Annotated in this window: 27 protein-coding genes and 1 pseudogene; 9 read left to right on the forward strand and 19 right to left on the reverse strand. The window is 71.5% G+C overall.

The features are described from left to right. Positions 1 to 34: 34 nt before the first annotated feature. Positions 35 to 559 (forward strand): DinB family protein, encoded by a 525-nt coding sequence (locus ACFXGI_RS01810; RefSeq protein WP_384701707.1) that lies wholly within the window; start codon positions 35 to 37, stop codon positions 557 to 559. Between the two features lie 172 nt (positions 560 to 731). Continuing rightward, positions 732 to 1295: a hypothetical protein gene (locus tag ACFXGI_RS01815; protein ID WP_384701710.1), complete on the forward strand. Its 564-nt coding sequence runs from the start codon at positions 732 to 734 to the stop codon at positions 1293 to 1295. Positions 1296 to 1326: 31 nt separating this feature from the next. On the opposite strand, the gene ACFXGI_RS01820 is transcribed toward ACFXGI_RS01815, so the two are convergent. From ACFXGI_RS01820 to ACFXGI_RS01855, 8 genes are all read right to left on the reverse strand, one after another. Continuing rightward, on the reverse strand, positions 1327 to 1851 hold the full coding sequence (locus ACFXGI_RS01820; protein WP_384701859.1) for a hypothetical protein: 525 nt from the start codon (positions 1849 to 1851) through the stop codon (positions 1327 to 1329). Between the two features lie 95 nt (positions 1852 to 1946). After that, a complete protein-coding gene (locus ACFXGI_RS01825) occupies positions 1947 to 2615 on the reverse strand; it encodes a uracil-DNA glycosylase (RefSeq protein ID WP_384701862.1) in 669 nt (222 codons plus the stop codon). 159 nt (positions 2616 to 2774) lie between these two features. Next, the gene (locus ACFXGI_RS01830; RefSeq protein WP_384701712.1) at positions 2775 to 4358 is read right to left on the reverse strand and encodes an ABC transporter substrate-binding protein; all 1584 of its coding nucleotides are present in this window, start codon (positions 4356 to 4358) and stop codon (positions 2775 to 2777) included. A gap of 152 nt (positions 4359 to 4510) precedes the next feature. Further along, positions 4511 to 5284 carry an SDR family oxidoreductase gene (locus ACFXGI_RS01835; RefSeq protein WP_030860785.1) on the reverse strand — a complete coding sequence of 258 codons (774 nt, stop codon included), beginning with the start codon at positions 5282 to 5284 and terminating at the stop codon, positions 4511 to 4513. A 19-nt stretch (positions 5285 to 5303) separates the two neighbouring features. Next, positions 5304 to 6065, reverse strand: a complete 762-nt coding sequence (fabG, locus tag ACFXGI_RS01840; RefSeq protein ID WP_030860786.1) for a 3-oxoacyl-ACP reductase FabG — start codon at positions 6063 to 6065, stop codon at positions 5304 to 5306. A gap of 179 nt (positions 6066 to 6244) precedes the next feature. Continuing rightward, positions 6245 to 6628, reverse strand: a complete 384-nt coding sequence (locus ACFXGI_RS01845; protein WP_384701716.1) for a DUF3037 domain-containing protein — start codon at positions 6626 to 6628, stop codon at positions 6245 to 6247. Next, entirely contained in the window at positions 6625 to 7464 is an 840-nt protein-coding gene (locus tag ACFXGI_RS01850) for a HipA family kinase (protein WP_384701719.1), read from the reverse strand. The genes ACFXGI_RS01845 and ACFXGI_RS01850 overlap by 4 nt, the downstream gene beginning before the upstream one ends. 42 nt (positions 7465 to 7506) lie before the next feature. After that, the gene (locus tag ACFXGI_RS01855) at positions 7507 to 8118 is read right to left on the reverse strand and encodes an isochorismatase family protein (RefSeq protein ID WP_384701722.1); all 612 of its coding nucleotides are present in this window, start codon (positions 8116 to 8118) and stop codon (positions 7507 to 7509) included. 76 nt (positions 8119 to 8194) lie between these two features. On the opposite strand from ACFXGI_RS01855, the gene ACFXGI_RS01860 reads away from it, so the two are divergent. Next, positions 8195 to 8653, forward strand: a complete 459-nt coding sequence (locus ACFXGI_RS01860) for a pyridoxamine 5'-phosphate oxidase family protein (RefSeq protein WP_384701725.1) — start codon at positions 8195 to 8197, stop codon at positions 8651 to 8653. 12 nt (positions 8654 to 8665) lie between these two features. Here ACFXGI_RS01860 and ACFXGI_RS01865 read toward each other — a convergent pair whose 3' ends face one another. Next, entirely contained in the window at positions 8666 to 9568 is a 903-nt protein-coding gene (locus tag ACFXGI_RS01865) for a LysR substrate-binding domain-containing protein (protein WP_384701728.1), read from the reverse strand. A gap of 74 nt (positions 9569 to 9642) precedes the next feature. On the opposite strand from ACFXGI_RS01865, the gene ACFXGI_RS01870 reads away from it, so the two are divergent. Then, positions 9643 to 10602, forward strand: a complete 960-nt coding sequence (locus tag ACFXGI_RS01870) for a DMT family transporter (RefSeq protein WP_384701731.1) — start codon at positions 9643 to 9645, stop codon at positions 10600 to 10602. Here ACFXGI_RS01870 and ACFXGI_RS01875 read toward each other — a convergent pair. From ACFXGI_RS01875 to ACFXGI_RS01890, 4 genes are all read right to left on the reverse strand, one after another. After that, the gene (locus ACFXGI_RS01875; protein ID WP_384701734.1) at positions 10599 to 11033 is read right to left on the reverse strand and encodes a hypothetical protein; all 435 of its coding nucleotides are present in this window, start codon (positions 11031 to 11033) and stop codon (positions 10599 to 10601) included. The two genes, ACFXGI_RS01870 and ACFXGI_RS01875, sit on opposite strands and share 4 nt — an antisense overlap. Next, entirely contained in the window at positions 11033 to 12328 is a 1296-nt protein-coding gene (locus ACFXGI_RS01880; RefSeq protein ID WP_384701737.1) for an amidase domain-containing protein, read from the reverse strand. The genes ACFXGI_RS01875 and ACFXGI_RS01880 overlap by 1 nt, the downstream gene beginning before the upstream one ends. A gap of 3 nt (positions 12329 to 12331) precedes the next feature. Next, the gene (locus ACFXGI_RS01885; protein ID WP_384701740.1) at positions 12332 to 12655 is read right to left on the reverse strand and encodes a hypothetical protein; all 324 of its coding nucleotides are present in this window, start codon (positions 12653 to 12655) and stop codon (positions 12332 to 12334) included. A gap of 291 nt (positions 12656 to 12946) precedes the next feature. Further along, the gene (locus ACFXGI_RS01890; protein WP_384701744.1) at positions 12947 to 14278 is read right to left on the reverse strand and encodes an aminotransferase class I/II-fold pyridoxal phosphate-dependent enzyme; all 1332 of its coding nucleotides are present in this window, start codon (positions 14276 to 14278) and stop codon (positions 12947 to 12949) included. A gap of 64 nt (positions 14279 to 14342) precedes the next feature. Here ACFXGI_RS01890 and ACFXGI_RS01895 point away from each other — a divergent pair, with 64 nt between their 5' ends. Then, complete coding sequence (locus tag ACFXGI_RS01895) at positions 14343 to 15038, forward strand: pyridoxamine 5'-phosphate oxidase family protein (RefSeq protein WP_384701865.1); 696 nt, start codon at positions 14343 to 14345, stop codon at positions 15036 to 15038. Here the strand turns inward: ACFXGI_RS01895 and ACFXGI_RS01900 are convergent. Together ACFXGI_RS01900 and ACFXGI_RS01905 are read right to left on the reverse strand one after the other, a co-directional pair. Beyond that, positions 15020 to 16060: a DMT family transporter gene (locus tag ACFXGI_RS01900; RefSeq protein WP_384701747.1), complete on the reverse strand. Its 1041-nt coding sequence runs from the start codon at positions 16058 to 16060 to the stop codon at positions 15020 to 15022. The two genes, ACFXGI_RS01895 and ACFXGI_RS01900, sit on opposite strands and share 19 nt — an antisense overlap. A 164-nt stretch (positions 16061 to 16224) precedes the next feature. Then, positions 16225 to 17196, reverse strand: a pseudogene (locus ACFXGI_RS01905) (DMT family transporter). Between the two features lie 171 nt (positions 17197 to 17367). Between ACFXGI_RS01905 and ACFXGI_RS01910 the strand changes: the two are divergent. Beyond that, positions 17368 to 17796 carry an SRPBCC family protein gene (locus tag ACFXGI_RS01910; protein ID WP_384701750.1) on the forward strand — a complete coding sequence of 143 codons (429 nt, stop codon included), beginning with the start codon at positions 17368 to 17370 and terminating at the stop codon, positions 17794 to 17796. A gap of 88 nt (positions 17797 to 17884) precedes the next feature. On the opposite strand, the gene ACFXGI_RS01915 is transcribed toward ACFXGI_RS01910, so the two are convergent. After that, positions 17885 to 18493, reverse strand: coding sequence for a PadR family transcriptional regulator (locus ACFXGI_RS01915; protein ID WP_384701753.1), 609 nt, complete (start codon positions 18491 to 18493; stop codon positions 17885 to 17887). Positions 18494 to 18673: 180 nt separating this feature from the next. On the opposite strand from ACFXGI_RS01915, the gene ACFXGI_RS01920 reads away from it, so the two are divergent. Beyond that, positions 18674 to 19492 carry a PhzF family phenazine biosynthesis protein gene (locus ACFXGI_RS01920; protein WP_384701755.1) on the forward strand — a complete coding sequence of 273 codons (819 nt, stop codon included), beginning with the start codon at positions 18674 to 18676 and terminating at the stop codon, positions 19490 to 19492. An 86-nt stretch (positions 19493 to 19578) separates the two neighbouring features. Here the strand turns inward: ACFXGI_RS01920 and ACFXGI_RS01925 are convergent, their stop codons facing one another. Both ACFXGI_RS01925 and ACFXGI_RS01930 read right to left on the reverse strand, forming a co-directional pair. Continuing rightward, positions 19579 to 20376 (reverse strand): CPBP family intramembrane glutamic endopeptidase, encoded by a 798-nt coding sequence (locus ACFXGI_RS01925; RefSeq protein ID WP_384701758.1) that lies wholly within the window; start codon positions 20374 to 20376, stop codon positions 19579 to 19581. Positions 20377 to 20475: 99 nt separating this feature from the next. After that, complete coding sequence (locus ACFXGI_RS01930; protein WP_384701760.1) at positions 20476 to 22011, reverse strand: glutamate-cysteine ligase family protein; 1536 nt, start codon at positions 22009 to 22011, stop codon at positions 20476 to 20478. Positions 22012 to 22505: 494 nt separating this feature from the next. On the opposite strand from ACFXGI_RS01930, the gene ACFXGI_RS01935 reads away from it, so the two are divergent. Together ACFXGI_RS01935 and ACFXGI_RS01940 are read left to right on the forward strand one after the other, a co-directional pair. Further along, positions 22506 to 23126, forward strand: coding sequence for a hypothetical protein (locus tag ACFXGI_RS01935; protein ID WP_384701763.1), 621 nt, complete (start codon positions 22506 to 22508; stop codon positions 23124 to 23126). Positions 23127 to 23437: 311 nt separating this feature from the next. Continuing rightward, a complete protein-coding gene (locus ACFXGI_RS01940) occupies positions 23438 to 23644 on the forward strand; it encodes a DUF5999 family protein (RefSeq protein WP_308284656.1) in 207 nt (68 codons plus the stop codon). Between the two features lie 111 nt (positions 23645 to 23755). Here ACFXGI_RS01940 and gcvP read toward each other — a convergent pair whose 3' ends face one another. Beyond that, a complete protein-coding gene (gcvP, locus tag ACFXGI_RS01945; protein WP_384701766.1) occupies positions 23756 to 26641 on the reverse strand; it encodes an aminomethyl-transferring glycine dehydrogenase in 2886 nt (961 codons plus the stop codon). Positions 26642 to 26752: the final 111 nt, after the last annotated feature.

Raw genomic sequence — 26752 nt, forward strand, 5'->3', positions numbered from 1 at the left:
GGTGGCAGGGGCTTCATTCGCCGAGGATGGCTTCATGACCACGACCACCGGATCCCACCGCACCGAGCCCTCCACCACCGCGACCGAGCGGGAGATGCTGGACGGCTGGCTCGACTACCACCGCGCCACGCTCGTCTGGAAGTGCGAGGGCCTCGGGGACGAGCAGCTGGGCCGCGCCCCGCTCCCCCCGTCCGAACTGAGCCTGCTGGGCCTCGTACGGCACATGGCGGAGGTGGAGCGGTACTGGTTCCGGGAGATCATGCTGGGCGAGGACCTCCCCGAGCTGTACTGCACGCAGGAGGATCCGGACGGGGACTTCCACTTCGGCCCCGGGGACACCTGGGCCGAGGCCGAGCGGACCTGGCAGACCGAGGTCGAGCTGGCGCGGCAGGCCGCGGCGGGCCGTTCGCTGGACCTGGTGTCGGATGCCGAGAGCCACCACCGCGGCGAGGCGTTCAGCCTGCGCTGGGTCTACACGCACATGATCGAGGAGTACGCGCGCCACAACGGGCACGCCGACCTGCTGCGCGAGCAGATCGACGGCGCCACGGGCGACTGACGCGGGTCGCACGCCTGCCACATGCCGACCGCACGCCGACCGCGCGGCGGCCCTGCGCCGACCGCGGCGCGCAGGTGACGGGCGGGTGTCCGGGGGATGTCCGTCACCCGTGCGGGGTCAATTTCGGCTCCGGGTTTTCGCAACGGGGTCCTCGCACAGCAGAGTTGCGCGAGTGCATCCAACGCGAACCACGACGAAGCTGCTGCTCGGAGTCGCCTGTGCCGTCTCGGCCGTCTCCGGCTGCGTGAATGTGACACCCGCCCCGATGCAGCCGGCGGCCGCCCCCGGGACCGCGGCGGCGCCGCCGCGGCACGAGCCGCGCGGCGGACCGGGGGCCGTGCCGGTGGAGGTCCAGGCGCCCGCCCTGGAGGCCCTGAAGGCGGCTCCGGGGCAGTCCGCGCGGTCGGCGGCCCCCGTAGCGGGCGGAGCGCCCGCACCGCGCGGGGCGGCGGCTCCGGCAGGCGCGGCGGGCATTCCGGGCGCGGCCGCCGAGGAAGCCTCACAGGCCGTCCCGCCGGTGCCGGACATCCCCGAGCCTCACCGGCCCTCCCGGCGCGCCCCAGGGGGCAAGGGGGGCCGTACGGAGCGCCCGGGGACGGAGGCTGAAGTTCCGCGCGAGCTGATGAAGGAGCTGCCGGTCCGGCCCGCCGACGTGTGCGCGCTGGGCCGCCGACACGGGCGGTGGCACCCCGACAGCCCGGAGGCCCGTATCTGCGCGAACGTCCACGACGGCTGAGCGGCCGCCGGGCCGCCGATCCTCCGGGCCGCTACGGGTGCTGCTCCGGGAACGGCCGGTGCCCCCTGCCCGGCTCCGCGGCCAGGCGCCGCTCCAGCCGGGCGATGGCCGCCCGTACGCCGTTCCCGTACCCGTCGTCGGACAGGGCCCCGGTGGCGGCCCGGGCCCGGGCCAGGTGCAGCCGGGCCGCCTCGTGCCGCTGGAGTTTCACGTAGTCGGCGGCCAGGTTGAGGTGCAGCGACGGATAGAACACGCGCACCGCCGGATGGGGCTCGTGCTGCGCGGGCAGACCGTCGCGCAGCCCTCGCCCGAGCCCGTCGGCGGCGGTCAGGGCCCGCAGGTCCCAGGCCAGTTCGTCGGCGGGATCGTCCTGCGCGTCGGCCATGTAGTGCGCGAGCGTGCAGCGGTGGAGCGAGTCGCCGTCCTCGCCGATCTCGGTCCAGATCTCCCCGAGGCGGTTGCGGGCCTCCTCGCGGTCACCGGCGTGCAGCAGGATGACGGCCTGGCCGATCCTGGTCATGACGGCGTCCTCCGACGCCTCCTGCTGCTCCGTCACGGCGGCCTCCGGCCTGCTCTGCCAGACCTGCTCCGGTCTGATCGTCACGACGCTAGCCGGAGGCGCCGATTCTGGCGCCGAGGCGCGGTGGGGCGTCAGCCCAGGTCCGGGATCGTCCAGTCGATCGGCTCATGGCCCTGCGCCGCGACGGCCTCGTTGATCTGCGTGAAGGGCCGGGAGCCGAAGAACTTCTTGGCCGACAGCGGGGAGGGGTGGGCACCCTTGACGACCGCGTGCCGCTCCTCGTCGATGAGCGGGAGCTTCTTCTGCGCGTAGGCGCCCCACAGGACGAAGACGGCAGGGTCGGGGCGGTCGGCCACGGCGCGGATCACCGCGTCGGTGAACTTCTCCCAGCCCTTGCCCTTGTGCGAGTTGGGCTCGGCCTCGCGGACCGTGAGGACCGCGTTGAGCAGCAGGACGCCCTGCTCGGCCCACGGCATCAGGTACCCGTTGTCCGGGACGGGGGTGCCCAGCTCCGCCTGCATCTCCTTGTAGATGTTGCGCAGGGAGGGCGGGGTCTTGACCCCCGGCCGTACGGAGAAACACAGGCCGTGTCCCTGGCCGACGCCGTGGTAGGGGTCCTGGCCGAGGACCAGCACCTTCACCTGGTCGAACGGAGTGGCCTCCAGGGCGGCGAAGACCTGCTCGCGGGGCGGGTAGACCGGCCCGTTCGCCCGCTCCTTCTCGACGAACTCGGTGAGCTCGGCGAAGTAGGGCTTCTCCAGCTCGTCGCCGAGGACGGGGAGCCAGGACTCGGGCAGCATCTGGGTCACGTCTACAACCTCCGGTACAAGTTTCGCGCAACTGCGTCGTGCAACAGCTCCAGAACCTACCGGGGGCCACTGACAACGCCGCATCCGCGGGCGCCCGGAGGCACCTGCGGATGCGGCGTGGGTACGGCGGGCGCCGGGAAGGCGGGCCGGCTACCAGCTGGTCTTGCGGTAGAGCTCCCACATCTGCATGGCGGTCTGGGGGTCGAGGGCCCGCTCGGCGCCGGCGATGTCCTCGCGGGCGGCGACGTACAGCTTGCCCTGCCACAGCGGCAGCAGCCGGACGTCCTCGGCGAAGATCTGCTGGGCCTGCTCGAACTCGCGCACGCCGGCCGAGCGGTCGCTCTCGCGGCGGGACTTGGGCAGCAGGTCGGTGAGGATCTCGTTGGGCTCGTACGGGGTGCCGACCGCGTTCTCCTTGCCGACGAACGGCGCGATGAAGTTGTCCGGGTCCGGGAAGTCGGGGAACCAGCCGCGGCCGAAGACCGGGTACTCGCCGTTCTTGTAGCCGACCTGGAACACCTTCCAGGGCTGGCCGCGCAGGGTGACCCGGAAGAGGCCGCTCTCGTCCAGCTGGCGCTTGAGCTCGGTGAACTCGTCGGCGGTGGAGGCGCCGTAGCGGTCGGTGGTGTACCAGAAGGTCAGGTCCACCGGCGTGGGGATCCCGGCGTCCTTGAGGAGTTTCTGGGCCTTCTTGACGTCGGCCTGGCCGTACTTGTCGTAGAAGGGCGTCTTGTGGCCCACGACCCCCTTGGGGACCATCGAGTACAGCGGTTCGGCGGTGCCCTGGTAGACCTTGGAGACGATCGCGCCGCGGTCGACGATCTGGGCGATGGCCTGGCGCACGGGCAACTTGGCGACCTGCGGGTCCTTGGGGTTGAAGACCAGGTAGCGGATCTCGGCGCCGACGTTCTCGACGACCTGGACGCCCTCCGAGTGCGCGGCGGGGGTCTGCAGGTCCTTGATCTCGGGGGCGGAGAGACCGCGGTAGGTGGCGTCGATCTCCTTGGCCTTGAGCGCGGCGACCATCTTGGTGGAGTCCGCGAAGTAGCGGATGGTCACGCCGTCGTTGCGCCGGTTCGCGAAGCCGTTGTAGGAGGCGTTCTTGCCGAGGACCGCCTCGGCGCCCTCCTTGTACGAGTCGAGCACGAACGGGCCGGAGCCGGTGATCTTGCCGTCCTCGCGGACCTTGTCGGCCGGGTAGTCCTTGGGCGCGACCAGCGAGGCGGCCGGCGAGCCGAGGACGAAGGGGAAGGTGGCGTCCGGCGTCTTCAGGTGGAAGACGACCGTCAGCGCGTCCGGGGTCTCGATCTTGTCCAGGCTGCCGAAGAGGTCCTTCGGGCCGGTCTGGGAGTTGATCGTCCGGATCCGGTCGAGGGAGTGCTTGACCGCCTTGGCGTCGAGCGGCTCGCCGTCCGAGAACTTCAGGCCCTTTTTCAGCGTGCAGCGGTACGACTCGTTCGCGGAGTCCGTGAACTCGCAGGTCTGGGCGGCGTCGGACTGGGGCTTGGTGGAGCCCGTCGGGAATGCCAGCAGGGTCTGGTAGACGTTCCGGTACAGCTCCCAGGAACCGTCCCAGGCCGCGGCGGGATCGAGGGTGCTCGGGGCGCTCGTCGTGCCGACGACGATTCTCTTCGCGGCGTCACTGCTGTCGTCCGAAAGCAGACCGCATCCGGCGAGCAGGGATATGGACGCAAGGGCTGCAGTGATCTGCAGGCATCTGGTCCGGATGAACACGTGCACGCTCCTCGATCAGCCAGGGGTGCGGCAGACCCTACCGCAGTGCCTCACAAATCCAATGGGCAGGTTTCATGTGACACTTGACCGATTTCGTGCATGTTAGGTACGCATTTGCCTCCCTCTGGGAGGCAAATGCGTCCGATTATCGATCAGTGCACTCCGGCATTGAGGAACATTCCCCCGTCAACGACCAGAGTTTGGCCGGTGATCCATTCCGCTTGTGCAGATGTAAGAAAAGCGGCCGCTCCGCCGATGTCCTCCGGCAGCCCCAGCCGGCCGAGCGGATAGGCCGCCGCGGCCTCCTGCTCCCGGCCTTCGTAGAGCGCCTGCGCGAACTTCGTCTTGACCACCGCGGGCGCGATCGCGTTGACCCGGACCCGGGGCGCCATCTCGTGCGCGAGCTGGAGGGTGAGGTTGACCATGGCGGCCTTGCTCATCCCGTACGCGCCGATGAAGGGCGAGGCGGAGACGCCGGCGATGGACGCGATGTTCACGATCGCGCCGCCGTTGTCCTTCTGCCAGGCGTGCCAGGTCCGCTGCGCGAACCCGAGCGCCGAGATCACGTTGGTCTCGAAGACCTTGCGCGCGACGCCGAGGTCCAGATCCGCGATCGGGCCGAAGACCGGGTTGGTGCCCGCGTTGTTGATCAGGAAGTCGACGCGCCCGAAAGCCTCCATCGTCCGCTCGACCGCGACGGCCTGGTGGGCCTCGTCGTGGGCCTTGCCCGCGACCCCCATCACCCGGTCCGCGCCGAGCGCCTCGACGGCCTCCTTCAGGGCATCCTCGTTGCGCCCGGTGATGCACACCCGGTCGCCGCGGGCTACGAGCGCCTCGGCGATGCCGTAGCCGATGCCCCGGCTCCCTCCGGTGATCAGCGCGACCTTGCCGCTGTCCGCCGCCCGCTCCGTGCTGTTGTCCGTCATGACCTGCGCCTGCCTCTCGTCAGTTGAGCGGGCCGCCGGCCACGTACATGACCTGGCCGGAGACGAAGCCGGCGGCCTCGCCCGTGAAGAAGGCGATCGCGTTGGCGATGTCGTCCGGGCGGCCGACGCGCTGGACGGGGATCTGGGTGGCCGCGGCGGCCTGGAACTCCTCGAAGCCCATGCCCACGCGCGCGGCCGTCTGAGCGGTCATCTCCGTGACGATGAAGCCGGGGGCGACGGCGTTGGCGGTGACGCCGAACTTGCCGAGCTCGATGGCCAGGGTCTTGGTGAAGCCCTGCAGACCGGCCTTGGCGGCGGAGTAGTTGACCTGGCCGCGGTTGCCCAGCGCCGAGCTGCTGGAGAGGTTGACGATGCGGCCGAACTTGGCCTCCACCATGTACTTCTGACAGGCCTTCGACATCAGGAACGCACCCCGCAGGTGGACGTTCATGACGGTGTCCCAGTCGTTCTCGCTCATCTTGAAGAGCAGGTTGTCGCGCAGCACGCCCGCGTTGTTGACCAGAACGGTCGGCGCGCCCAGGGTGCTCGCGACGCGCTCGACGGCCGCCTCCACCTGCGCCGCGTCGCTGACGTCGCAGCCGACCGCCAGGGCCTTCCCGCCGGCCGCCGTGATCGCCTCGACGGTGTCCTTGCAGGCCGCCTCGTCGAGATCGAGTACGGCGACGGCCCGGCCCTCGGCGGCCAGGCGCACGGCGGTGGCCGCGCCGATGCCCCGGGCCGCCCCGGTCACGATCGCGACGCGCTGCTCGGTGGTGGACATGGTGGATCTCCTCGCCCTCGGAATCCTCGTCAGCGGCTCCCCATGGGTGAGCAACCGCTTAGTAGCTTCAGCTGAGGAGACGCTAGGAGCCCTGGCACCCGGTGTCAACGGCACTGGGTGTCAGGGCTCCACAGGGCGTGGCGGCCGTCGTCCGGATCACCACGCGGATGGCCGTACGATCAGCGGACCAGCAGATCGAGCAGCCGTTCCACCTCGGCCTCAGGATCGGCCGTCAGGCCGGTGTGCACCGGGCCGGGCTGCACCACCGTGCTGCGCGGGGCGATCAGCCAGCGGAACCGGCGGCCCGGGTCGTCGCCCGCCGCCTGGCCTGCCCGCTCGCCGCCGCTGCACACGCCCGCCACGGCACGCAGGGCCGCCCGTACGCCCGCCACGTCGGCCTTCGGGTCCAGGGCGAGGAGCTTGGCCTCGTCCAGGTGGGTGCGCGCGGCCACGTACGAGCGGGCCCGGCAGTAGACGATCACGCCGGCGTTGAAGCACTCGCCGCGCTCCATCCGGGGCACCACGCGCACCAGCGCGTACTCGAACACGTCCCGCTTGGTCACTCGTTGTCGCTCTTGTTCTTCCGGGGGCGGGGTTCGAGGCGGTCGGCGATCCAGCCGGGAGGGCCCGACCGGGGCTTCACCTCGGCCTCCATGGAGATCCTCTCGTGGATCGTGGCCGCACGCGGCAGCAGCACGTCCACGTAGGCGCGGCGCAGCGCGTCGGTGGAGTCGAAACCGGGCTCGTCGACCAGCCACTCGCCGGGCACGTCGGCGACGACCTCTTCGAGCAGTTCCCGCGTCACCAGGGGCGCGAGCGCGGCGGCGGCCGCCGCGACGTCCGGGCCGAAGGGGGCCAGCACGTGGTCGGAGGCGTTGTACGGCTTGGCCGCGGCGCTCTGGGCGGTGGGCCAGTTGTGGTGCCAGATCATGGTGGCGCCGTGGTCGATGAGCCACAGGTCCCCGTGCCAGACCAGCATGTTCGGGTTGCGCCAGGACCGGTCGACGTTGTTGATCAGCGCGTCGAACCAGACCACGCGCCCCGCCTCGGCCGGGTCCACCTCGTACGCGAGCGGGTCGAAGCCGATCGACCCGGGCAGGTAGTCCATCCCGAGGTTGAGCCCGCCGCTGGCCTTGAGCAGCTCCTGGACCTCCTGGTCGGGCTCGCCGAGCCCGATCACGGGGTCGAGCTGCATCTGCACCAGCCGCGGGACCCGCAGGCCCAGCCGCTGGGCCAGGCGCCCGCAGACGACCTCGGCGACCAGGGTCTTGCGCCCCTGGCCGGCTCCGGTGAATTTCATGACGTAGGTACCGAGGTCGTCGGCCTCGACGATCCCCGGGAGCGAGCCGCCCTCACGCAAGGGCGTGACGTAACGGGTCGCGATCACTTCGGACAGCATCCGCCCAGGTTACGGGGGCCGGCGCGTGGGACACCCCCTTTTTCAGGGGCGGGCCCACTGCTGCAGCAGGGCGTCGGCCGTGGTGATCGTCGCGACGAGCGCCAGGGTGTTGCGGATCACCTCGGCGGTGTACGCGGCGGGCACCCCCGCGATGGCGTCGGAGGGTACGACGACGCGGTAGCCGAGGTTCACGGCGTCGAAGACGGCGTTCGGGATCGCGATGTTCGAGGAGACCCCGGCGACGACGAGGGTGCGGATGCCGAGGTTGCGCAGGAGCGCGTCCACGTCGGTGCCGGTGATCGGGGAGAGCCCGTGCAGCCGTCGGACCACCAGGTCGTTTTCGGCCACCTCGATGGGAGCCGCCACCTCCACGGCCCGGCTCCCGGACAGCTGGCGGACGGGCAGCTTCCCCGCGGCCCGGAACAGCCGCGCGTTGTCGTTGGCCGCCAGCCCGTCCGGCCGGCGCTCGGCGATCGCGTGCAGCACCTGTACGCCGGCCGCGTGCGCGGCGTCGACCAGCGCGGCCACCCGCCCCAGCATCCCCGAGTCCCGGGCCTCCTTGGCGAGCTCGGGCAGGGCGCTCTCCTCACCGACGACACCGTTCTGGCATTCGACGGTGAGCAGTGCGGTGGTGGCGGGATCGAGTTCCGGCATGGCTCCCCCTGGCGTGGCGGCGATCGATCCCGCATGATTCCTGACACTCAGTCAGATGTGAAGGGGTGTGGGACGGATGGACGGATCACAGCGGCGGGGCCGCCGCATCATGATGACCGACGCGGAAGTGGACGCCTTCCTGCGCGAGCAGCGCACCTGCCGGGTGGCGACCGTCTCGGCGGACGGCCGTCCGCACGTGGGCGCCCTGTGGTTCGCCTGGGACGGCACCTCTCTGTGGCTGTACTCGATCACGCGCAGCCGGCGCTGGTCGGACCTGCGGGGGGACCCGCGGATCTCGGTGGTCGTGGACGCGGGCGAGGCGTACGACGAACTGCGCGGGGTCGAACTCTCGGGCAGCGCCGCCTTCGTGGGCGAGGCCCCGCGCACGGGCGAGCCCTGTCCGGAGCTGGCCGAGGCGGAACGGCTCTTTCCGGCCAAGAACTTCGGTCTCGAGGAGATGCCGCACGACGGCCGCCACGCCTGGATCCGCCTCACCCCGGAGTCGATCGTCTCCTGGGACTTCCGCAAGCTCTGACGTGCCGGCGTTCTACTCCACCGCGGCGGCGGCCTGCCCAAGTGCCTCCACGGCGGCCCGGATCGAGGGCCGCCGGTCCGCGTCCGCCCGCCAGACGACGTACACGTGACGCCGGACGGCATCGCTCACCGGCAGCAGCCGGACCCCGGCCGGCACCGGACCGCGCCCGAGCCGGGGCGCCACGCACACCCCGAGCCCCGCCTCCACGAAGGCCAGCTGGGTGTGGTGCTCCTCGGCGATGTGCGCGATGCGCGGCTCGATGCCGGTTCCGCGCAGCGTGTACACGAGCCACTCGTGGCAGAACTGGCCCTCGTTCCAGGAGATCCAGTCGTCGTCGGCGAACTCGGCCAGCGAGATCCGGTCGCGGTCGGCCAGCCGGTGGCCGGCCGGCACGGCGATGTCGCAGGAGTCGTCGAGCAGGTGCGCCCGCGTGAGCTCGGCGGGGACCGGCATCCGCTTGTTGTGCCAGTCGATGGCCAGCGCCAGGTCGAGGTCCCCGCGGACGACCGCCGCCATGCTGTCCTCCGGTTCCTGCTCCCGTACCCGGGTCCGCAGTTCGGGGTGCGCGGCGCGCAGGGCTGTCAGCGCCTGGGGCAGCAGCCCGCGCATGGCGGTCGGGAAGGCGCCGATCCGCAGCTCTCCGACGGCGCAGCCCCGCTGGGCCTCCACGTCGGCCTGGGCGAGCTCGACCTGGGAGATGATCCGGGCCGCGTGATCGGCGAGCAGCCGTCCGGCGTCCGTGAGCCGGACCCCGCGCCCGTTCTTGGCCAGCAGCGGCTGGCCGACCTCCCGCTCCAGCTTGGCCATCTGCTGGGAGACCGCGGAGGTGGTGACGTGGAGCCCGTCGGCCGCTCCGCTGACCGAGCCGTGGCGGGCGAGGGCGTCGAGGGTGCGCAGGCGCTCCAGGTTCAACATGTAAGCGATGCTACGTCGTCACTGCGAATAAATCTCGCTTGTCCTACGTAGTTGAGCAGAGCAGAGTTCTCCTCATGAGCGCACCCGCCACCCCCCGCCCCGCCCCCGGCCCCACCCTCTCCCCGCCGGTCACCGCCCCCCGCACCGCCCGGGTGGACTGGCGGATCCGCTTCGCGGTCCTCTCGGTGGTCTGGGGCTTCAGCTTCCTGCTGATCAAGGTGGGCACGGAGGCCTACGCCCCCTTCCAGGTGGCCCTCGGCCGGGTGCTGTCCGGAGCGCTCGCCCTGCTGGCCGTACTCCTGGTCCGCCGCGAGCCGCTCCCCCGCGGCCGCCGCACCTGGGGCCACCTGTTCGTGGCGGCGCTGCTGCTCAACACCGTCCCCTTCTCGCTGTTCTCGTACGCCGAGCTGAGCATCCCGTCGAGCCTGGCCGGGATCTGCAACGCCACCTCGCCGCTGTGGGGCATGGCGCTGTCACTGGTGGCCCTGTCCGAGGACCGGCCCACGCGCCGCCGCTTCGCCGGCCTGGGCCTGGGCTTCCTCGGCGTCCTGACGGTCCTCGGCGCCTGGCAGGGCTTCTCGGGCATCGACGCGAAGGGCACCGCGCTCGCCCTGCTCGCCTCGCTCTCCTACCCGGTCGGCTGGATCTACGTCCGGCGCACGCTGGCCTCGGTCCCGGGCTCGCCGGTGGCACTGACCGGCGCGCAGCTGATGCTCTCCACGCTCCAGCTGCTGGTGGTCAGTGCCGTGTTCACCTCGGCCCCCACCTCGTTCCCGCTCTGGCCGACCCTGTCGGTGGTCGCGCTGGGCGCCCTGGGCACGGGGATGGCCCTGCAGATGCAGTACGGACTGGTGACGGAGGTCGGCCCGACCACGGCCCAGATGGTCACGTACTTCATCCCGGTCATCGCCACCACGGCCGGCGTCCTGATCCTCGGCGAACAGCTCCACTGGAACACCCCGGTGGGCGCGGCGATCGTCCTGGCGGGCGCGGCCCTCACCCAGACGCGGGGCCCAGGCGGGCGGCGCGCCTAACCGCAGTCGCCGAGGATCGGCCCCGAACCGTCGGGCGTGTTGGTGGTCCACAGCATGAACAGTTCCAGCAGGATCGCCACGACGTTGAGCGAGGCGACGACGAACGCCAGGAGCCCCGGCCAGGTGTCCCAGATCCGGACCCCACAACGCCGCCGGATCCACCGGGCGAGCAGCAGGCACACGACCATGGCCGACAGCCCGAGGACCGGCCCCGCCCATGCGAAGACGTACTCCACCTTCGGGAAGGGCATGTGCCGACAGGCCGCCTGCTGCCGGTGCACCCAGGCCATGTCCATGTCCTCGACGTGCAATGAGGAGAGCACGCCGAGCACGGCCACGACCGGCACGAGCAGTGCCGTGATCACCATGCTGGGCGTGACCGTGCGGCCTTGCGAGGCGGCGGGCGAGGCGGCGGCGGAAGAAATGTCCATCAGTACCAATTCGGGTGCGGTCGGACGATGTGGACGCGCTGCTCACCATGGTTCCGGGTGGCAACGTGCTCGCGGCTGTCCAGACTCACGTTCTGGAACGAGCTGGTGTGCTGGCTCAACTTGACGTCGCCGTCAGGGGTCACCGAGGTCACCACGGCAGCGTGGTAGATCTCCCCCGGTGGTTCGTCCGGGTCGGGAGCGACCTGCTCGTAGAAGATCACGTCGCCGGGGCGTGCTTCCGATCGCGTGACCTCCTCACCGCCGTTGTGCAGGAGGAAGCCGTGCAGGTCTTTGGCCAGACCCCACGAGCGGGAGTGGTAGACCCGGCGGTCGATCCTGTCCACCCCCACACCACTCTCCCGCCCCCAGGCGTTGTCCCCGCCGGGCCCCAGCCAGAAGTCGAACTTCTTCCGCATCCCTCCGGCTTCCAGAGCCGACGATGTGAAATTCGCACAATTGTTCTTGAAATCGAGGTCGTCCTTCTTGTCCCAGTGGTCGAGCGCGTACCGCACCATCTCGACCCGGTCGATCTTCCCGTCGGGTCCGCGCAGTTCGCGGCCGACCTCGGGCGGCAGGCCCTTGAGGTCGGCGAGGGTCACGGGGTCGGCCCGCATGAGGTCCTTCTGCTGCTGCGGCGTCAGGCCGTCCCACCAGGCGCGCTGGAGGTTCGGGTCCTTCCCGGCCGGGATGTCCGCCCGGAGCATCTCGAATTCGATGTGGGACGCCTCGACCAGGATCTCGTTGTGCGCCTGCGAGGTGTCGGCGACGTTGATGGTCTTCGCCAGCTTGTCCAGCTCCGCGGAGGCCTTCACGTCCGCCTGGGCAGCCTCGCGCAGGGCTTCGTCGATCAGCCCGTTGACCGTCGCCATGTCACCCAGTTCCTTGGTGTAGGCGTCGCGTACGTTCTGCGGAACGTTCGGGCCGACGGGTGCGGCGCCCGTGTACGCGCCCACCGCGCGGCCGTCCTCGATGCTCAGCCCGTGCTCGCGCGCCAGCTCGGCCGCGTGGAAGAGCGTGCGCTGGGCGAAGCCCATCGAATGGGCCAGCGCGTCGACCACCATGGCCACACCCTTCATGATGTCGCCGCCGGACTCCAGACGGTCGGCGAGGTCCTCCAGGCGCCGGCCGGCCTGCTTGCCGGTGGCATCCGCCCAGTGGTCGTCCAGCGGCTTCTTGCCCTGGGCGCGGATGTCCTCGCAGGCGGAAGAGGAACGCCGGGCGAGGTCGACCCAGTCGTCCGCGGCCTTCTGCCACTGGTCCACGCGGCAGTCGTACAGGTCGTGATAGGCGACCACGGGTCAGTTCCCCCCGAAGTCGGCAAGGCCGTGCCGAAGCCTGGCGAAGGCGTCCTCCGCCTGGGCGTCCGTGGTGTCGTAGGCGTTGGCCGTGGTGTGGAGGTTGTCGGCCATGGCGTTCATCTGCTTCCCCAGGTCGACCATGTGGTCCTCCCACGCGGTCGCACACCGCTTCAACGCCGCCGCGGAGGACCAGCCGTGGTGCGCATCGGCTGCCGTGTCGCTCGAATCGAGGGACTTGCGGAGGTTCTCCAACGCCTTCTCGGCGGCCGAGCTCGCACCTCCCGCGCTTTGCCGCACGTAATACGTCTTGATGTCTATGTCCACGCAGTCCCCCCTGAGTTGTACCCGAACAGCCTAACTTCGCTCATACGTGCGTTTTCGTCAGCGACACGGCGAGGCTTCGGGTGCGGGGGAAGAGGGCGGCAGCCAGGGAGTGGCGTCGGCCGCCCGAAAGGGCGGGGTCGGCGGGGCCTGGTGCGTGCGATCGCAAGGCGGAGGAAGGTACCGACGCGGATTGTCGATGACCGACGACAACGCGGCGAGCGTGCGTGCCAGGCCCCGCCGGCCAGCCGGGACTTCGACGACACGACCCAGGGGCGGTTCCGGGCGGGCGCGTCAGTCGAAGCGGCCGCCCGTCGTGCGGCGGACCGACGCCGCCACCGCCGCCGCGAGACCCGGCACCTCGCCGGGCTGCACGCCCGACACCGTGATCCGTACGCCCGGACCCGACTCCACCCGGAACCGGCTGCCCGGGGCCACCGCCCAGCCCGCCGCCAGCAGCCGCGTCACCGCGCCCGTCTCGTCCGCGACCGGCACCCACACGTTCATCCCGCTGCGCCCGTGCGCCGGCACGCCCCGCTCCCGCAGCGCCGCGACCAGCGCGTCCCGCCGCTCCGCATAGGAGCGCGCGACCGCCGTCCGGTCCACCGCCTCCGAGGTCCACAGCTCGACCACCGCGTACTGGAGCAGCCGGCTCACCCACCCCGGACCCAGCCGCTGCCGTCCCCGTACCCGGTCCAGGGTCACCGCGTCGCCGGTCAGCACCGCCATCCGCAGGTCCGGCCCGTACGCCTTCGCCGTGGACCGGACCAGCGCCCAGTGCCGGGTCACCCCGCCGAGCGAATGCAGTGGCAGGTCCACGATGGCGTGGCCGTGGTCGTCGTCGACCACCAGCACCTCCGGATATCGCGCCAGCACTGCGCGCAGCTCCGCCGCCCGCTCGGCCCCGACGGCCGCCCCGGTCGGGTTCTGCGCCCGCGCCGTGACCAGCAGCGCCCGCGCGCCCTCCGCGAGCACCCGCTCCACCGCGGAGACGACCGGTCCGTCGTCGTCCACCGCCACCGGGACCACCCGCAGCCCCAGCGCCGCGGCCAGGTCCAGTACGGACCCCCAGCCCGGATCCTCGATCGCCACCGCGTCCCCCGGCCGCAGGTGCGCGGCCAGCACCCGCTCGATCCCGTCCAGTGCGCCCGAGGTCACCCCCACCGGCCCGGCGGGAACACCGTCGGCGTCGAAGTCCGCCCGGGCCAGCCGCTCCAGCTCCGGCACCACCGGGTCGTCCCCGTACAGCGTGGGCGCCTGCGCGTACCGCCGGGCGGCCCCGGCCAGGGCCGCGTCCAGCGCGGGCAGCAGCCGTAGGTCCGGATTCCCGGACGCCACGTCACGCGCGCCCGGAGGCACCGCCACCCGCAGCTCGTCGCGCGGGGCGCTCGCCGGCCGGCCCCGGACCCGGCTGCCCCGCCGGCCGTCGGTCTCGATGACCCCGCGCTCGCGCAGCGTCCGGTACGCGGCGGCCACGGTGTTCGGGTTCACCCCGAGCACACCCGCGAGCTCCCGCATCGGAGGCAGCAGCGCTCCGGGCGCCAGCGCGCCCGATCCGATGCCCGCCTCGACACTCGCCGCGATATCCGCTGCGCGACGCCCTGTGATCCGATACTCTCCTAGCACAAAGACCAGTATGCACTAGTACAACGGAGAACGCACCATGACCGCCACGACCGACACGCAAGAGATGCCCGAGACGAACGGGACTACCGGGGCGACCGGGACGACCGGCGGCGGCTACGAGCCCACCGACCGCACCGTCCCGAGCCGCTCCCGCGAGCGGGCGCGCTACGACCGCGAGACGGTGCACTCGATACTCGACCAGGCCTACGTCTGCCACCTCGGCTTCGTCCGCGACGGCGCCCCGGTGGTCCTGCCGACCCTGTACGGGCGGGTGGGCGAGACCCTCTACGTCCACGGCTCGACCGGCTCGCGCCCGCTGCTGGCCGCCGGTCAGGCCGACCCGGGACTGCCCGTCTGCCTGACCGTGACGCACGTGGACGGCCTGGTGCTGGCGCGCTCCGCCTTCCACCACTCGATCAACTACCGCTCGGTGATCGTGCACGGCACCGCGTACCAGGTGACCGACGAGGCCGAACGCCGGATGGCCCTCGACGCCCTCGTCGACCACGTGGTCCCGGGCCGCTCGGCCGACTCCCGGCCCGCCAACGCCAAGGAGCTCGCCGCCACCGCGGTGATCCGCCTGGACCTGAACGAGGTGTCGGCGAAGCTCCGTACGGGCGGCCCCAACGACGAGCCCGAGGACATGGACCTGCCCTACTGGTCGGGTGTGGTCCCCGTCTCGCCGGTGCACGGCACCCCGATCCCGGCCGACGACCTGGCACCCGGGATCGCCACCCCGGACTACCTCGCCGCGCTCTGAGCCCCGCGGGGCTCACCGGGCTCACGCGGCTCACCGGGCTCGCGCGGCTCACGCGGCTCACGGGCGGGCCGGACCTCCGGCCCGCCCGCAGGGCCGTCCCCGGTCCTGCCCGCCTCCGCCGCGATCAGCGCACCCACCGCGGTCAGCAGCAGTACGGTGCCCAGCACCACGGCGCCGGTCAGCCGCTCCCCGAGCACCAGGACGGCGATCACGGCCGCGCTGACCGGCTCGATCAGCATGATCACGGACACGGTCGCGGCCCGCACCGCGGCGGCCCCGGTGAAGTACAGCGCGTACGCCAGCGCCGTCGGCACCGTGGCCACGTACACCAGCAGCCACAGCACCCGCCCGATTTCGGCGGTGTGCGGGAGCAGCCCCTCCGCCGCCGCGAGCGGCAGCAGGCACACCGTGCCCACCGCGACCGACCAGGCGGTGGTGACCAGCGGATCCCCGCCCGCCCCGCGCCGCCCCAGCCAGCGGGCCCGCAGGGTCATCCCGGCGTACCCGGCGGCCGACAGCAGGGCCCAGCCCACGCCGAGCGGCCGCACCTCGCCGCCCCCGCCGCCCAGGACGAGCACGGCGAGCCCGGCGAGCGCCCCGAGGACGGCGGCCACGCCGCCCCGGCCGAGCCGCTCGCCCATCCAGTACCGCGCCCCGACCGCGATCAGCACGGGCCCGGCACCGAGGGTGACCACCGTGCCGACCGCCAGGCCGGTCTCACGCACGGCGCCGAAGTACGCGGACTGGAAGAGCGTGAACATCAGCCCGGTCCCGATGAGCGAGGGCAGCGACGGCCGCGCCGCGGCCCGGGCGTCAGCCGCCACTCCCCTGGGCCGGCGTACGGCGAGCACCGCGAGCAGCACCACCAGCCCGCCGGCGCACCGCCAGAACGACAGGGCGAGCGGGCCGAGACCACTGGCCAGGAAGAGGAGGGAGGCGGCCGCCCCGGCGGTGCCCCAGGCGGCTCCGGCGACGACGAGGTACAGCAGACTGCGCCCTGAGGCGGGCGAATGATTCGACACGAGGGTGCTCCGCGCATGCGTGAAGGATGAAAGGGAAGGTCATCGCTTCGCGGGCAGCGCGCATCCGCCCGGGAACTCCCCAGGGCCGGATCCTCTTCGCAGGGGCAGCTGCCCGCGGCTACGCGGCGGGAGGCGGAAGGACGGTCGAGTGCACGATCGCCACCCTAGGCTTTCGTCGTCTCGCGGTCCAGAACGACCGATTCCGGATCGGCCGCACCCGGCGGGGTGGGCCGCGCCGACTGCGCGATGAAGGCCCCGCCCAGCACCAGCGCACCGCCGATGATCTGCGGGGTCGAGAGGTGCTCGCCCAGCAGGATCCAGGCGAACACGGTGGCCACGACCGCCTCCAGGCAGGCGACGACCCCGGCCACCTGCGGCGAGAGCTTGCGCACCGAGACGACGCCGGTCAGGTACGCGAAGACCGTCGCGACCAGCACCACCCAGCCGAGCAGGGCCCACGCGGGCACCCTCAGGTCCCCCATCGCGGCCTGCCCGCCCAGCACCTGCCAGTCCATCTGCCACGGCCTGGCGATCACCGTCATCACGAGCGCGCCGATGAGCATGCCGTACGCGATCACGCCGATCGGGTCGGGCACGTCGTCCTCGGCTCCACCGTCGGCGCCGTGGTCCGCGAACACGAAATAGAAGGCCTGACAGCAGGCGGCGGCGAGGCCGAGCAGCACGCCGAGCGGATCCAGGCTCAGCCCGGACCAGATCTCCACCACGCAGGCCAGCCCCACGACGGCGACGGCGGCGCCGGCCGCGGCGGCCCGGGTCACCGGCTTGCGCTGCACGAAGCGGATCCAGCCGAGCAGCAGCGCCGGTCACAGGTACTCCAGCAGCAGGGCCACGCCGACCGGGATCCGCGACAGGGAGGCGAAGTAGAAGGCCTGCACGCCCGCGACGGCGACGATGCCGAAGCCGGCGAGCAGCAGGGGTTTGCGCACCAGGAGCCGGCGGTGGCGCCAGGCGAGCGGGGACAGCACGAGCGCCGCCCCGGCCACCCTGAGCCAGACCATGTGCAGCGGGTCCAGACCCGCCTCGATCAGCGGCTTCGCCGCCACACCGGAACCACCGAACGCGACCGCCGAGACGAGCGCGAGGCCCAGTCCGGCGTTTCTCCCTGACGCTTGCATCGGGCCATCATGGCAGGGTCGGTCAGCACCGTCACAGGTGTGACACCTGTTGAGACGGATCCGAGACCGGGCGTGACCGGGCCGATGATTTCTGACAGGTCGTCAGTATTGAATGTTCCGCCCACCGGGGCTATCTTCCGCCGCACGTACCCGACGAGAAGGGGTGGCCTCATGGCCGAAGTGACCGCGGAATCACGCATCGAGGCGTCCGCCGCGAAGGTCTGGGCCCAGCTGACGGACTGGGCGGCGTACGGCGAGTGGAGCATGACCCACACCAACTTCCCCAAGGGCGGACCCGAGACCCTCGCGGTCGGGGCGACCTTCGCGGAGAACATGAAGATGATGGGCTTCCCGGCCGAGGTCGCCTGGACCGTCTCGGAGCTGGAGGACGAGCGCCTCTTCGCCATCACGGGCAAGGGCCCGATGGGCGTGGCCATCCTCACCCGGTACACCCTCGTACCCGACGGCGCGGCCACCACGGTCCGCATCGACGGGGAGTTCAACGGGGCCGCCGTCTCCCTGATGGCGGGCAAGCTCAAGGACTCGGCCACCGCGGCCCTGAACGAGTCGCTCCGCAAGCTCGCCGGCCTGGTCGCCTGACCGACCACCCCCCGGCGGGTACCCGGATACGGCGGCGCACCCCGCGAGAGGACTCGCGGGGTGCGCCGTTTTCATGCGGCCGGCCGGCTCAGTGCTCGTCGGCCAGGATCAGGTAGAGCTTCTTGCGGGCGTCGTTGATGACCGCGAGGGCCTTCTCGCGCTGCTCGGGCGAGCCGGTCTTGAAGACCTGGCCGAAGGCCTCGAACAGGCCGATTCCGGCCGTACGGACCTCGTGCATCGCCTCGAAGTCGAACCCGCGCCCGGCGTCGGCCCACGGGGCCTCCGAGCCGGACTCGGCCTCGGTGCGGCCGGCGTCGGTGAGCGTGAACAGCTTCTTGCCGCCCTCGCTCTCACTGGAGATGAGCCCCTCATCCTCAAGAAGCTGGAGGGTCGGGTAGACCGATCCCGGGCTGGGCTTCCAGGCCCCGCCGCTGCGCTCGCCGATCTCCTGGATCATCTCGTAGCCGTGCATCGGCCGGTCCTTCAGCAGCGCCAGGATCGAGGCGCGCACATCGCCGCGCCGGGCCCGGCCGCGCGGTCCACCGCGTCCGCCGCGCCCGCCCCAGGGGCCGCCGCCGAAGGGCGGCCCGAACGGGCCGAAGGCGGCGCGCCGCCCCTTGAACTCCTCCCGACGATCGGGCCCGCAGTGGCCGTGGCCCCGTCCGTGCTCGTGTTCGTACTGTCCGTGTGAACGCATGACTGCGCTCCTTTCGTCTTTCGGTTTCATGTCATCGCTCTTGCGATGCCTCTACTATCGTTGACCCATCGCGATGCGTCAACGATATATCGGAAACTCGTACCGAACACATGCGTGACCAGGCCGGTCATCCGCGAACGGCCTTTGTCGACGATCAAGAAACGGCCCTACCGTCGGTCCATGCGCCTCCGAATCGTCGACGCCTTCACCGACCGCCCCTTCCGCGGCAACCCCGCCGGAGTCCTCCTCCTCGACGGGGAGTTCCCCCCTGACGCCTGGCTCCGGCAGGTCGCCGCCGAGGTCAACCTCTCCGAGACCGCCTTCGCCCGCCCGCTGCCGCCCGGCGGGGACGCCGACTGGGCCCTGCGCTGGTTCACCCCGACCGCCGAGGTCGACATGTGCGGCCACGCCACGCTCGCCACGGCGCACGTGATCGCGACGAGCGGCCTGGCCACGGGGCTGATCCGGTTCTCCGCGCGGTGCGGCATCCTCACCGCCCGGGCCGCCGGGGACGGCACGATCACGATGGACTTCCCGACGTCCTCACTGACCCCGGTGGAGGCGGAGCCCGCCGTGCTCGACGCCCTCGGCGCGGAGATCAGGTCCGTCCACGACACGTCCGAGCACATCGGCGACCTGCTCGTCGAGCTGGCGGACGAAAGGGCCGTACGGGAGCTCACCCCCGACATCGCCGCTCTGCGCGGCCATGCCCGCCGCGGGGTGATCGTCACCGCGGCCGCCGAGGACCCCTCGCGCGGGTACGACTTCGTCTCCCGCGGCTTCTTCCCGGCCTTCGGGATCGACGAGGACCCGGTCACGGGCAGCGCCCACACCGCGCTGGCGCCGTTCTGGGCCGCGCGGCTGGGCCGTACCTCACTCGTCGGCCTCCAGGGCGGGGCACGCACCGGCCGCGTCGCGGTCCGGCTGGCCGGCGACCGTACGCTCCTGACCGGTAACGCGGTCACCGTCATCGACGGCGAACTGCTGGCCCGCCCCTAGGGAATGTCGTCAAAGTAGCGTCGGCCGCCCGCCGGCCAGACGGGACTTTGACGACACGACCTAGAAGGGTCCGCAGGAGTGTCCGCCTACGGGGTCGGCAGCCAGCCCACCTTGCCCGCGAGCAGGGCGTACCCGCCGAAGGCCACGATGTCGAGCAGCGCGTGCGCGACGACGAGCGGCCCCACCCGGCCCCAACGGCGGTAAGCCAGGACGAAGACGACGCCCATCACCATGTTGCCGAGGAAGCCGCCGATGCCCTGGTAGAGGTGGTACGAGCCGCGAAGCACCGAGCTGGCCAGCAGCGCGGCCATCGGCGACCAGCCCAGCTGGTCGAGCCGGCGCAGCAGGTAGGCCAGCACGATGATCTCCTCCACCACCGCGTTCTGCAGGGCGGAGAGGATCAGCACGGGGAACTTCCACCACACGTCGGGCAGTGCCTCCGGCACCACCGTGAGGTTGAAGCCGCTGGCCCGCGCCGCCAGGTAGAAGGCCAGCCCCGCGCTCCCGATCCCGGCCGCGACCAGGGCTCCGCGCCCCAGGTCCCAGCCGGGCCGGGTGCGGTCGAAACCCAGTACCCGCAGCCCCGGCACGCCTTCCCTGGTCAGCAGGTGGGCGACCAGCAGCACCGGCACCAGCGCGGTGCCGATGCCGAACAGCTGCCAGGCCAGGTCCAGCCAGGGCCGACCGGGGGCGTACGAGCCGTTGAGCGTGGCGGCCTGGTCCTTGAGGCCGCCCGGCTTGGTCAGCGAGCCGATGAAGCTGATCAGCGAGGAGACGGCGCTCGCCCCGAGCGACAGCGCCAGCACGAGCAGCGTCTCGGTGCGCAGGACCCCCCGCCCGTCCTCGTGCAACGCCTTGGCCACCGGCTCCGGATCCGCCCGCACATCAGACTCCCGTCCCGCCGTTCCGCTTCGTCCACCCCATACTGCCTCTTCGGACGGGGAAGGGGATCACCGGACCCGGAACGCGGGCGGAGCCGCCGGTCAGCGCCGTACCGGAACCGCCGCGCTCACCTCCTCGTCCGCCAGTCCGACCGGCCAGGTGTGCACGGGGTCGCCCTTGTGCATCAGCTCGCTGTAGCGCCGGGTGATGGCGGCCAGCGCCTCGTCCCTTCCCATTCCGGACGCGAGCGCGCGGTGGTAGGTGTCCACCTGCCAGGTCGCCCCGTTGACCCGCCGCTGGCAGCGCTCCTCGATGATGCCGAGGTAGTGGTCCCGGTCGGCGGGCTCGATGCCCCAGGCGTCCAGCCCGGCCGCCGCCATCGGCAGCAGCTCGTCCAGGACCAGGCGCACGGCGGACACGCCGGCGAGGCCACCGCCCCGGCCCCGGCGCGGCCAGCGCAGCCGCGCGTCGATCCCGTACCGGCAGGCCGCGTCGAAGTTGGCCTCCGCCTCGGCGAACGGCAGCCGCGTCCACACCGGCCGCTGCTCGTCGGCGAGCGTCCGGACGAGCCCGTAGTAGAAGGCGGCGTTCGCCACCACGTCGGCGACCGTCGGCCCGGCCGGCAGCACCCGGTTCTCCACCCGCAGGTGCGGGATCCCGTCGGCGACCCCGTACACGGGCCGGTTCCACCGGTAGACCGTTCCGTTGTGCAGGACCAGCTCCTGCAGGCTCGGCACCCCGCCCTCGGCGAGCACCCGCAGCGGCTCCTCCTCGTCGCAGATGGGCAGCAGCGCCGGGAAGTACCGGACGTTCTCCGCGAAGAGCTCGTACGCCGACTCCACCCAGCGCTCCCCGAACCAGGTCCGCGGCCGCACCCCCTGGGCCTGGAGCTCGGGCGGCCGGGTATCGGTGGCCTGCGTGAAGAGCGGCGGCCGCGACTCCCGCCACAGTTCGCGCCCGAACAGGAACGGCGAGTTGGCGCCGACGGCTATCTGTACGGCGGTCACCGCCTGCGCCGCGTTCCACACGTCGGCGAACCGGGCCGGCGTCACCTGCAGGTGCAGCTGTACGGAGGTGCAGGCGGCCTCCGGGACGATCGACCCGGTGCTCCAGGTGAGCCGCTCGACCCCGTCGATGTCGAGCAGGAAGTCCTCGCCGCGCATCATCAGGATCTGCTCGTTCAGCAGCGAGTAGCGGTCCACCGCGGACAGGTTGGCGGTGACCAGGTCGGAGCGGGTGATCGTCGGCAGGATGCCGATCATCACCACGCCGGCGTCGATCTCCGCGGCCTGCCGGTGGGCATAGCCGAGCCCCGCGCTCAGTTCCTCGGCGAGCCGGTCGAATACCCGGCCGCCGAGCCGGTGCGGAAGTACGTTGACCTCAAGGTTGAACATTCCGAGTTCCGTCTGGAAATCCTGGCTCGCTATCCGCTCCAGAACCTGGGCATTCACCATTCTCGGCAACCCGTCGGAACCCGCCAGATTCAGCTCGATCTCCAGTCCCATCATGTTCTTCGGTCGATCGAACCTCTTCTCCGCCAGAAGCCGCTCCAGCCCCTCCAGACACTCGTGGAGCTTCCTCCGATACTTCTGCCGATCGGACAGGTCGAATCCGCCCGCCACGACCTTCTCCCCCATCGGAGCGTCCCTCCTCGATTGCGCCTGGCCCATGCCACCCAGGCGCGCGTGTACGGTCGATGATGCCCCGGAGGCGAGATCGATAACGCCGAGGGGGCGTGCGTGGCGGGGAGCGCGCGCCGGTTTGGCCGAAGGGCGCTATGGCACATTCACCTGGCAAGATGTCGTATGCAAATTCCGCATGGGTTTTGCCGGTTCCGGATAATGGACGCTTTCCAGCCGAGCCCCCGTCCGGTAACCTCCGAGGTCAGAGCGACATGTTCGCGCGCAACCGGCATGAAAGCCATGCCAGCGGGACCGGTAAGCGCCTTGTCGGCAATAGGCGGGACAGCTAGCCGAAACACTGCGTGAACACATGTCGTATAAACTCCGCAAACGAGGCAGAGAGTTGGCGCGCGGCCATTGCCCCTCAGCCCCCCTCTGGCCCCAGAATGCGACAGCGCCGTCCGCACCTGCCCCGTTCCACAGGTCTCCCAAGTGAGAGGCGACCCACCATGCCGCTGCATGTCCCTCCGGCTCCCGCGCCCGCCCTGCGCAGCGTCCTCGCGGCACTCGGTTCCCCCACCGCCGTCCACGAGGCGCACACTCCGGCCCTGCGCGCGCTGCAGGGCCCGATGACCGCCGAACTGGCACTGCCCGTCCACGTCCTGGACCGGCTGAACATCTCCCAGCTGGCAGCGGGGGGCCGCCCGCCCCGTACCCGGCTGACCGCCTGGCGGTTCCTGATCCGCAGCGGCGACCGCTACGTCGCCGCCGCGGACACCCGGCTGACGCCGGACGGCTGGGTCTTCTCCCATTTCTTCGAGGGTCCCTACGTCGCGGCCACCGAACGCGCCCTGCGCCAGGCGGAATCGCTCGGCAAGAGCTACCAGCCGCGGCTACTCTCCGTACCGGAGCTGTACATGCTGACGCTGTGGCTGCACGGGGCGGTCGGCGCCGATCCCTCCGCCGGGCTGCCGGCCGCCGCGGATCTGCTGGTTCCGCTGGCTCCGGCCCCGCCCGGCATCGCCCCGTACCGGCCGCACCCGGTGTCCGAACTGCTGCCCGTGATGACGCACCGGCTCACTCCGCCGAGCCCGCCCGTCCCGCCGTCGCTGGCCGCGCCGGCCGCCTGAGCGGGGTCCGGGGCGCGGTGCGGCGGGTCTGAGCAGGTGCGTTCCCTGCTGCTGGTCCATACTGCCCATTCGGTCTAGCCCAGTCGGGCCACCCCCGAACCATCCGAAATGACAGGGGAGTTGACCTGAACCGCCCGCACGAGTGATGCGTCATCAATCTATGAGGACAGCTGCCGGGAAATCCCTGCGGACGCAACTCCGGAGGGCAACACTGGGACCCTGACCAAACCAAGACGTTGATACGGGGGGCGGCCATGAACAAAGCATCGAGCCGCAGCACACAGACCACACCGCAGCGAAAGAACGCATCCATGTGCCAGCACCAGCCAGCGTGCCCGTCAGCCGACTCCGCCGACCGGGAGGCCGCCAAGCCGTTGGCCAACCACCCGGAACAGGGCTGGAGCCTGCTGTGCAACGGCGTCCTGCTCTTCGAGGACACCGGTGAGCTGCTGCCGGACGGCCAGATCATCGCCCCGCACCGCCCGCTCGCGGCGGCGCAGGTGATGAAGGCGGCCTAGTCGGCGACAGCACTGAACGGGAACGGAGCAGAAGAGAACGACGAGGGGCCGGCCCGGGAATGATTCTCCCGGACCGGCCCCTCCGTCATGCCGTCACGTCATACGAATATGTCAGTTGTCGTACTCGTCCAGCGGCGGGCAGGAGCAGACCAGGTTGCGGTCGCCGAAGGCACCGTCGATGCGGCGCACCGGCGGCCAGTACTTCTCCGCCGCCGTGACCCCGCCCGGGAAGACGGCCTCGTCACGGCTGTACGGGTGGTTCCACTCGCCGCCCAGCGCCGCCGCGGTGTGCGGGGAGTTGGCGAGCGGGTTGTCGTCCACCGGCCACTCGCCGCCCGCGACCCGGTCGATCTCGGCGCGGATGGCGATCATCGCGTCGCAGAAACGGTCGATCTCGGCAAGGTCCTCGGACTCCGTCGGCTCGATCATCAGCGTGCCGGCCACCGGGAAGGACATGGTCGGCGCGTGGAAGCCGTAGTCGATCAGGCGCTTGGCGATGTCGTCCACGCTGACGCCCGTCGCCTTCGACAGCGGGCGCAGGTCGATGATGCACTCGTGCGCGACCAGGTTGCCCGGGCCGGTGTAGAGCACCGGGTAGTGCGGCTCCAGGCGCTTGGCGATGTAGTTCGCGCCGAGCACCGCCACCTGGGTGGCGCGCTTGAGGCCCTCGCCGCCCATGAGGCGCACGTACGACCAGGAGATCGGCAGGATGCCGGCCGAGCCCCACGGCGCCGCCGAGATCGGACCGACGCCCGTCTCCGGGCCCGCGGTCAGCTGGAGCGGGTGGTTCGGCAGGTACGGGGCCAGGTGCGCCCGGACACCGACCGGGCCGACGCCCGGGCCGCCGCCGCCGTGCGGGATGCAGAAGGTCTTGTGCAGGTTCAGGTGCGAGACGTCGCCGCCGAAGTGACCCGGCTTGGCCAGGCCCACGAGGGCGTTGAGGTTGGCGCCGTCCACGTAGACCTGGCCGCCGGCGTCGTGCACCTGGGCGCAGATGTCGGCGACGTGCTCCTCGAACACACCGTGCGTCGAGGGGTACGTGATCATCAGTACGGCGAGCTCGTCGCGGTACTGCTCGATCTTGGCGCGCAGGTCGGCCTCGTCCACCTCGCCGTCGTCGGCGGTCTTGACGACGACGACCTTCATGCCGGCCATCACGGCGCTGGCGGCGTTGGTGCCGTGCGCGGAGGACGGGATGAGGCAGACGGTGCGCTGCTCGTCGCCGTTGGCCCGGTGGTAGGCGCGGACGGCCAGCAAACCGGCGAGCTCACCCTGGGAGCCGGCGTTCGGCTGGATGGAGACCTTGTCGTAGCCGGTGACCTCGCAGAGACGTTCCTCCAGCTCGGTGATGAGCGTGAGGTACCCCTCGGCCTGCTCGACCGGGGCGAACGGGTGCAGCTGGCCGAATTCGGGCCAGGTGACCGGCTCCATCTCGGTGGTCGCGTTGAGCTTCATGGTGCAGGAGCCCAGCGGGATCATGCCGCGGTCCAGCGCGTAGTCCTTGTCCGACAGCTTGCGCAGGTAGCGCAGCATCGCGGTCTCGCTGCGGTGCTGGTGGAAGACCGGGTGCGCCAGGTAGTCGTCCGAGCGCAGCAGGCCCTCGGGCAGCGCGTCGGCGGTGGTCCCGTCCAGCACCTCGAGGTCCGCGCTCACGCCGAAGGCGGCCCAGACGGCCTCGACGCCGGCGCGCAGCGTGGTCTCGTCGCAGGAGACGGAGACGTGGTCGGCGTCGACCTGGTACAGGTTGACCCCGCCCTCGCGGGCGGCGGCGACGACCTCGGCGGCCTTGCCGGGCACCCGGGCGGTGATGGTGTCGAAGTACGAGCCGTGCACGATCTCGACCCCGCCGGCCTTCAGACCGGCCGCGAGCAGGGCCGCGTAGCGGTGGGTACGGCGGGCGATCGTCCGCAGGCCGTCGGGGCCGTGGTAGACGGCGTACATGCCGGCCATGACGGCGAGCAGCACCTGCGCGGTGCAGATGTTGCTGGTGGCCTTCTCGCGGCGGATGTGCTGCTCGCGGGTCTGGAGCGCCAGGCGGTACGCCTTGTTGCCGTCCGCGTCCACGGAGACGCCGACAAGGCGGCCCGGCAGCGAGCGGGCGTGCTTGTCCTGGACGGCCATGTAGCCGGCGTGCGGGCCGCCGAAGCCCATCGGGACGCCGAAGCGCTGGGTGGTGCCGACGGCGATGTCCGCGCCGAGCGCGCCCGGGGAGGTCAGCAGGGTCAGCGCGAGCAGGTCGGCGGAGACGGCGACGATCGCGCCGAGGCCGTGCGCCTGGTCGATGACCGGCTTGATGTCCCGTACGGCACCGGAGGCGCCCGGGTACTGCAGGAGCACACCGTAGACGCCGCGCTCGGCGACCTCGGCCGGGATGCCCTCGGAGAGGTCGGCGACGACGATCTCGATGCCGATCGGCTCGGCGCGGGTCTCGATCACGGCGATGGTCTGCGGCAGCGCGTCGGCGTCGACGAGGAAGATGTTGCCCTTGGACTTGCCGACGCGGCGGGCCAGCGTCATGGCCTCGGCGGCCGCGGTGCCCTCGTCGAGCAGGGAGGCGCCGGAGGTCGGCAGGCCGGTGAGGTCCGCGACGACGGTCTGGAAGTTGAGGAGCGCCTCCAGGCGGCCCTGGGAGATCTCGGGCTGGTACGGCGTGTACGCCGTGTACCAGGCCGGGTTCTCCATGACGTTGCGCAGGATCACCGGCGGGGTGAAGGTCCCGTAGTAGCCGAGACCGATCATCGGGGCCAGGACCTGGTTGCGGTCGGCGAGAGAGCGCAGCTCGGCCAGCACCTCCGCCTCGGTCCGCGCCTCGGGCAGGTTCAGCGCCTCGGCGCTCTTGATCACATCCGGTACCGCGGCGGCGGTCAGTTCGTCCAGCGAGCCGTAGCCCACGTGGGCGAGCATCTTCGCCTGCGCCTCGGCATCCGGGCCGATGTGGCGCTGCTCGAAGGGGATGCCTCGCTCCAGCTGGGAGAGCGGAATGCGGTTGGCGGTCATGTACGGAGGCCTCCTGGGTCGTACGACCTGCGAGGGGCACCACGGCGCGGGCACCCGGACGGCCTCCCCCTCTGTCATCTCAACCTGAGAGCTTCACCGGAGTCGCGGGGA

It is taken from the genome of Streptomyces sp. NPDC059355 (genome assembly GCF_042752335.1).
Classification (GTDB): domain Bacteria; phylum Actinomycetota; class Actinomycetes; order Streptomycetales; family Streptomycetaceae; genus Streptomyces.

Coding starts and splice junctions, on each gene's coding strand:
- ACFXGI_RS01875 (WP_384701734.1), bottom strand. CDS start 11,033: ATGGACATTTCTTCCGCCGCCGCCTCGCCCGCCGCCTCGCAAGGCCGC.
- ACFXGI_RS01935 (WP_384701763.1), top strand. CDS start 22,506: ATGCCGCTGCATGTCCCTCCGGCTCCCGCGCCCGCCCTGCGCAGCGTC.
- ACFXGI_RS01870 (WP_384701731.1), top strand. CDS start 9,643: ATGAGCGCACCCGCCACCCCCCGCCCCGCCCCCGGCCCCACCCTCTCC.
- ACFXGI_RS01920 (WP_384701755.1), top strand. CDS start 18,674: ATGCGCCTCCGAATCGTCGACGCCTTCACCGACCGCCCCTTCCGCGGC.
- ACFXGI_RS01855 (WP_384701722.1), bottom strand. CDS start 8,118: ATGCCGGAACTCGATCCCGCCACCACCGCACTGCTCACCGTCGAATGC.
- ACFXGI_RS01930 (WP_384701760.1), bottom strand. CDS start 22,011: ATGGGGGAGAAGGTCGTGGCGGGCGGATTCGACCTGTCCGATCGGCAG.
- ACFXGI_RS01865 (WP_384701728.1), bottom strand. CDS start 9,568: ATGTTGAACCTGGAGCGCCTGCGCACCCTCGACGCCCTCGCCCGCCAC.
- gcvP (WP_384701766.1), bottom strand. CDS start 26,641: ATGACCGCCAACCGCATTCCGCTCTCCCAGCTGGAGCGAGGCATCCCC.
- ACFXGI_RS01835 (WP_030860785.1), bottom strand. CDS start 5,284: ATGACGGACAACAGCACGGAGCGGGCGGCGGACAGCGGCAAGGTCGCG.
- fabG (WP_030860786.1), bottom strand. CDS start 6,065: ATGTCCACCACCGAGCAGCGCGTCGCGATCGTGACCGGGGCGGCCCGG.
- ACFXGI_RS01910 (WP_384701750.1), top strand. CDS start 17,368: ATGGCCGAAGTGACCGCGGAATCACGCATCGAGGCGTCCGCCGCGAAG.
- ACFXGI_RS01895 (WP_384701865.1), top strand. CDS start 14,343: ATGCCCGAGACGAACGGGACTACCGGGGCGACCGGGACGACCGGCGGC.
- ACFXGI_RS01810 (WP_384701707.1), top strand. CDS start 35: ATGACCACGACCACCGGATCCCACCGCACCGAGCCCTCCACCACCGCG.
- ACFXGI_RS01940 (WP_308284656.1), top strand. CDS start 23,438: ATGTGCCAGCACCAGCCAGCGTGCCCGTCAGCCGACTCCGCCGACCGG.
- ACFXGI_RS01915 (WP_384701753.1), bottom strand. CDS start 18,493: ATGCGTTCACACGGACAGTACGAACACGAGCACGGACGGGGCCACGGC.
- ACFXGI_RS01825 (WP_384701862.1), bottom strand. CDS start 2,615: ATGCTGCCCGAGTCCTGGCTCCCCGTCCTCGGCGACGAGCTGGAGAAG.
- ACFXGI_RS01850 (WP_384701719.1), bottom strand. CDS start 7,464: ATGCTGTCCGAAGTGATCGCGACCCGTTACGTCACGCCCTTGCGTGAG.
- ACFXGI_RS01860 (WP_384701725.1), top strand. CDS start 8,195: ATGGACGGATCACAGCGGCGGGGCCGCCGCATCATGATGACCGACGCG.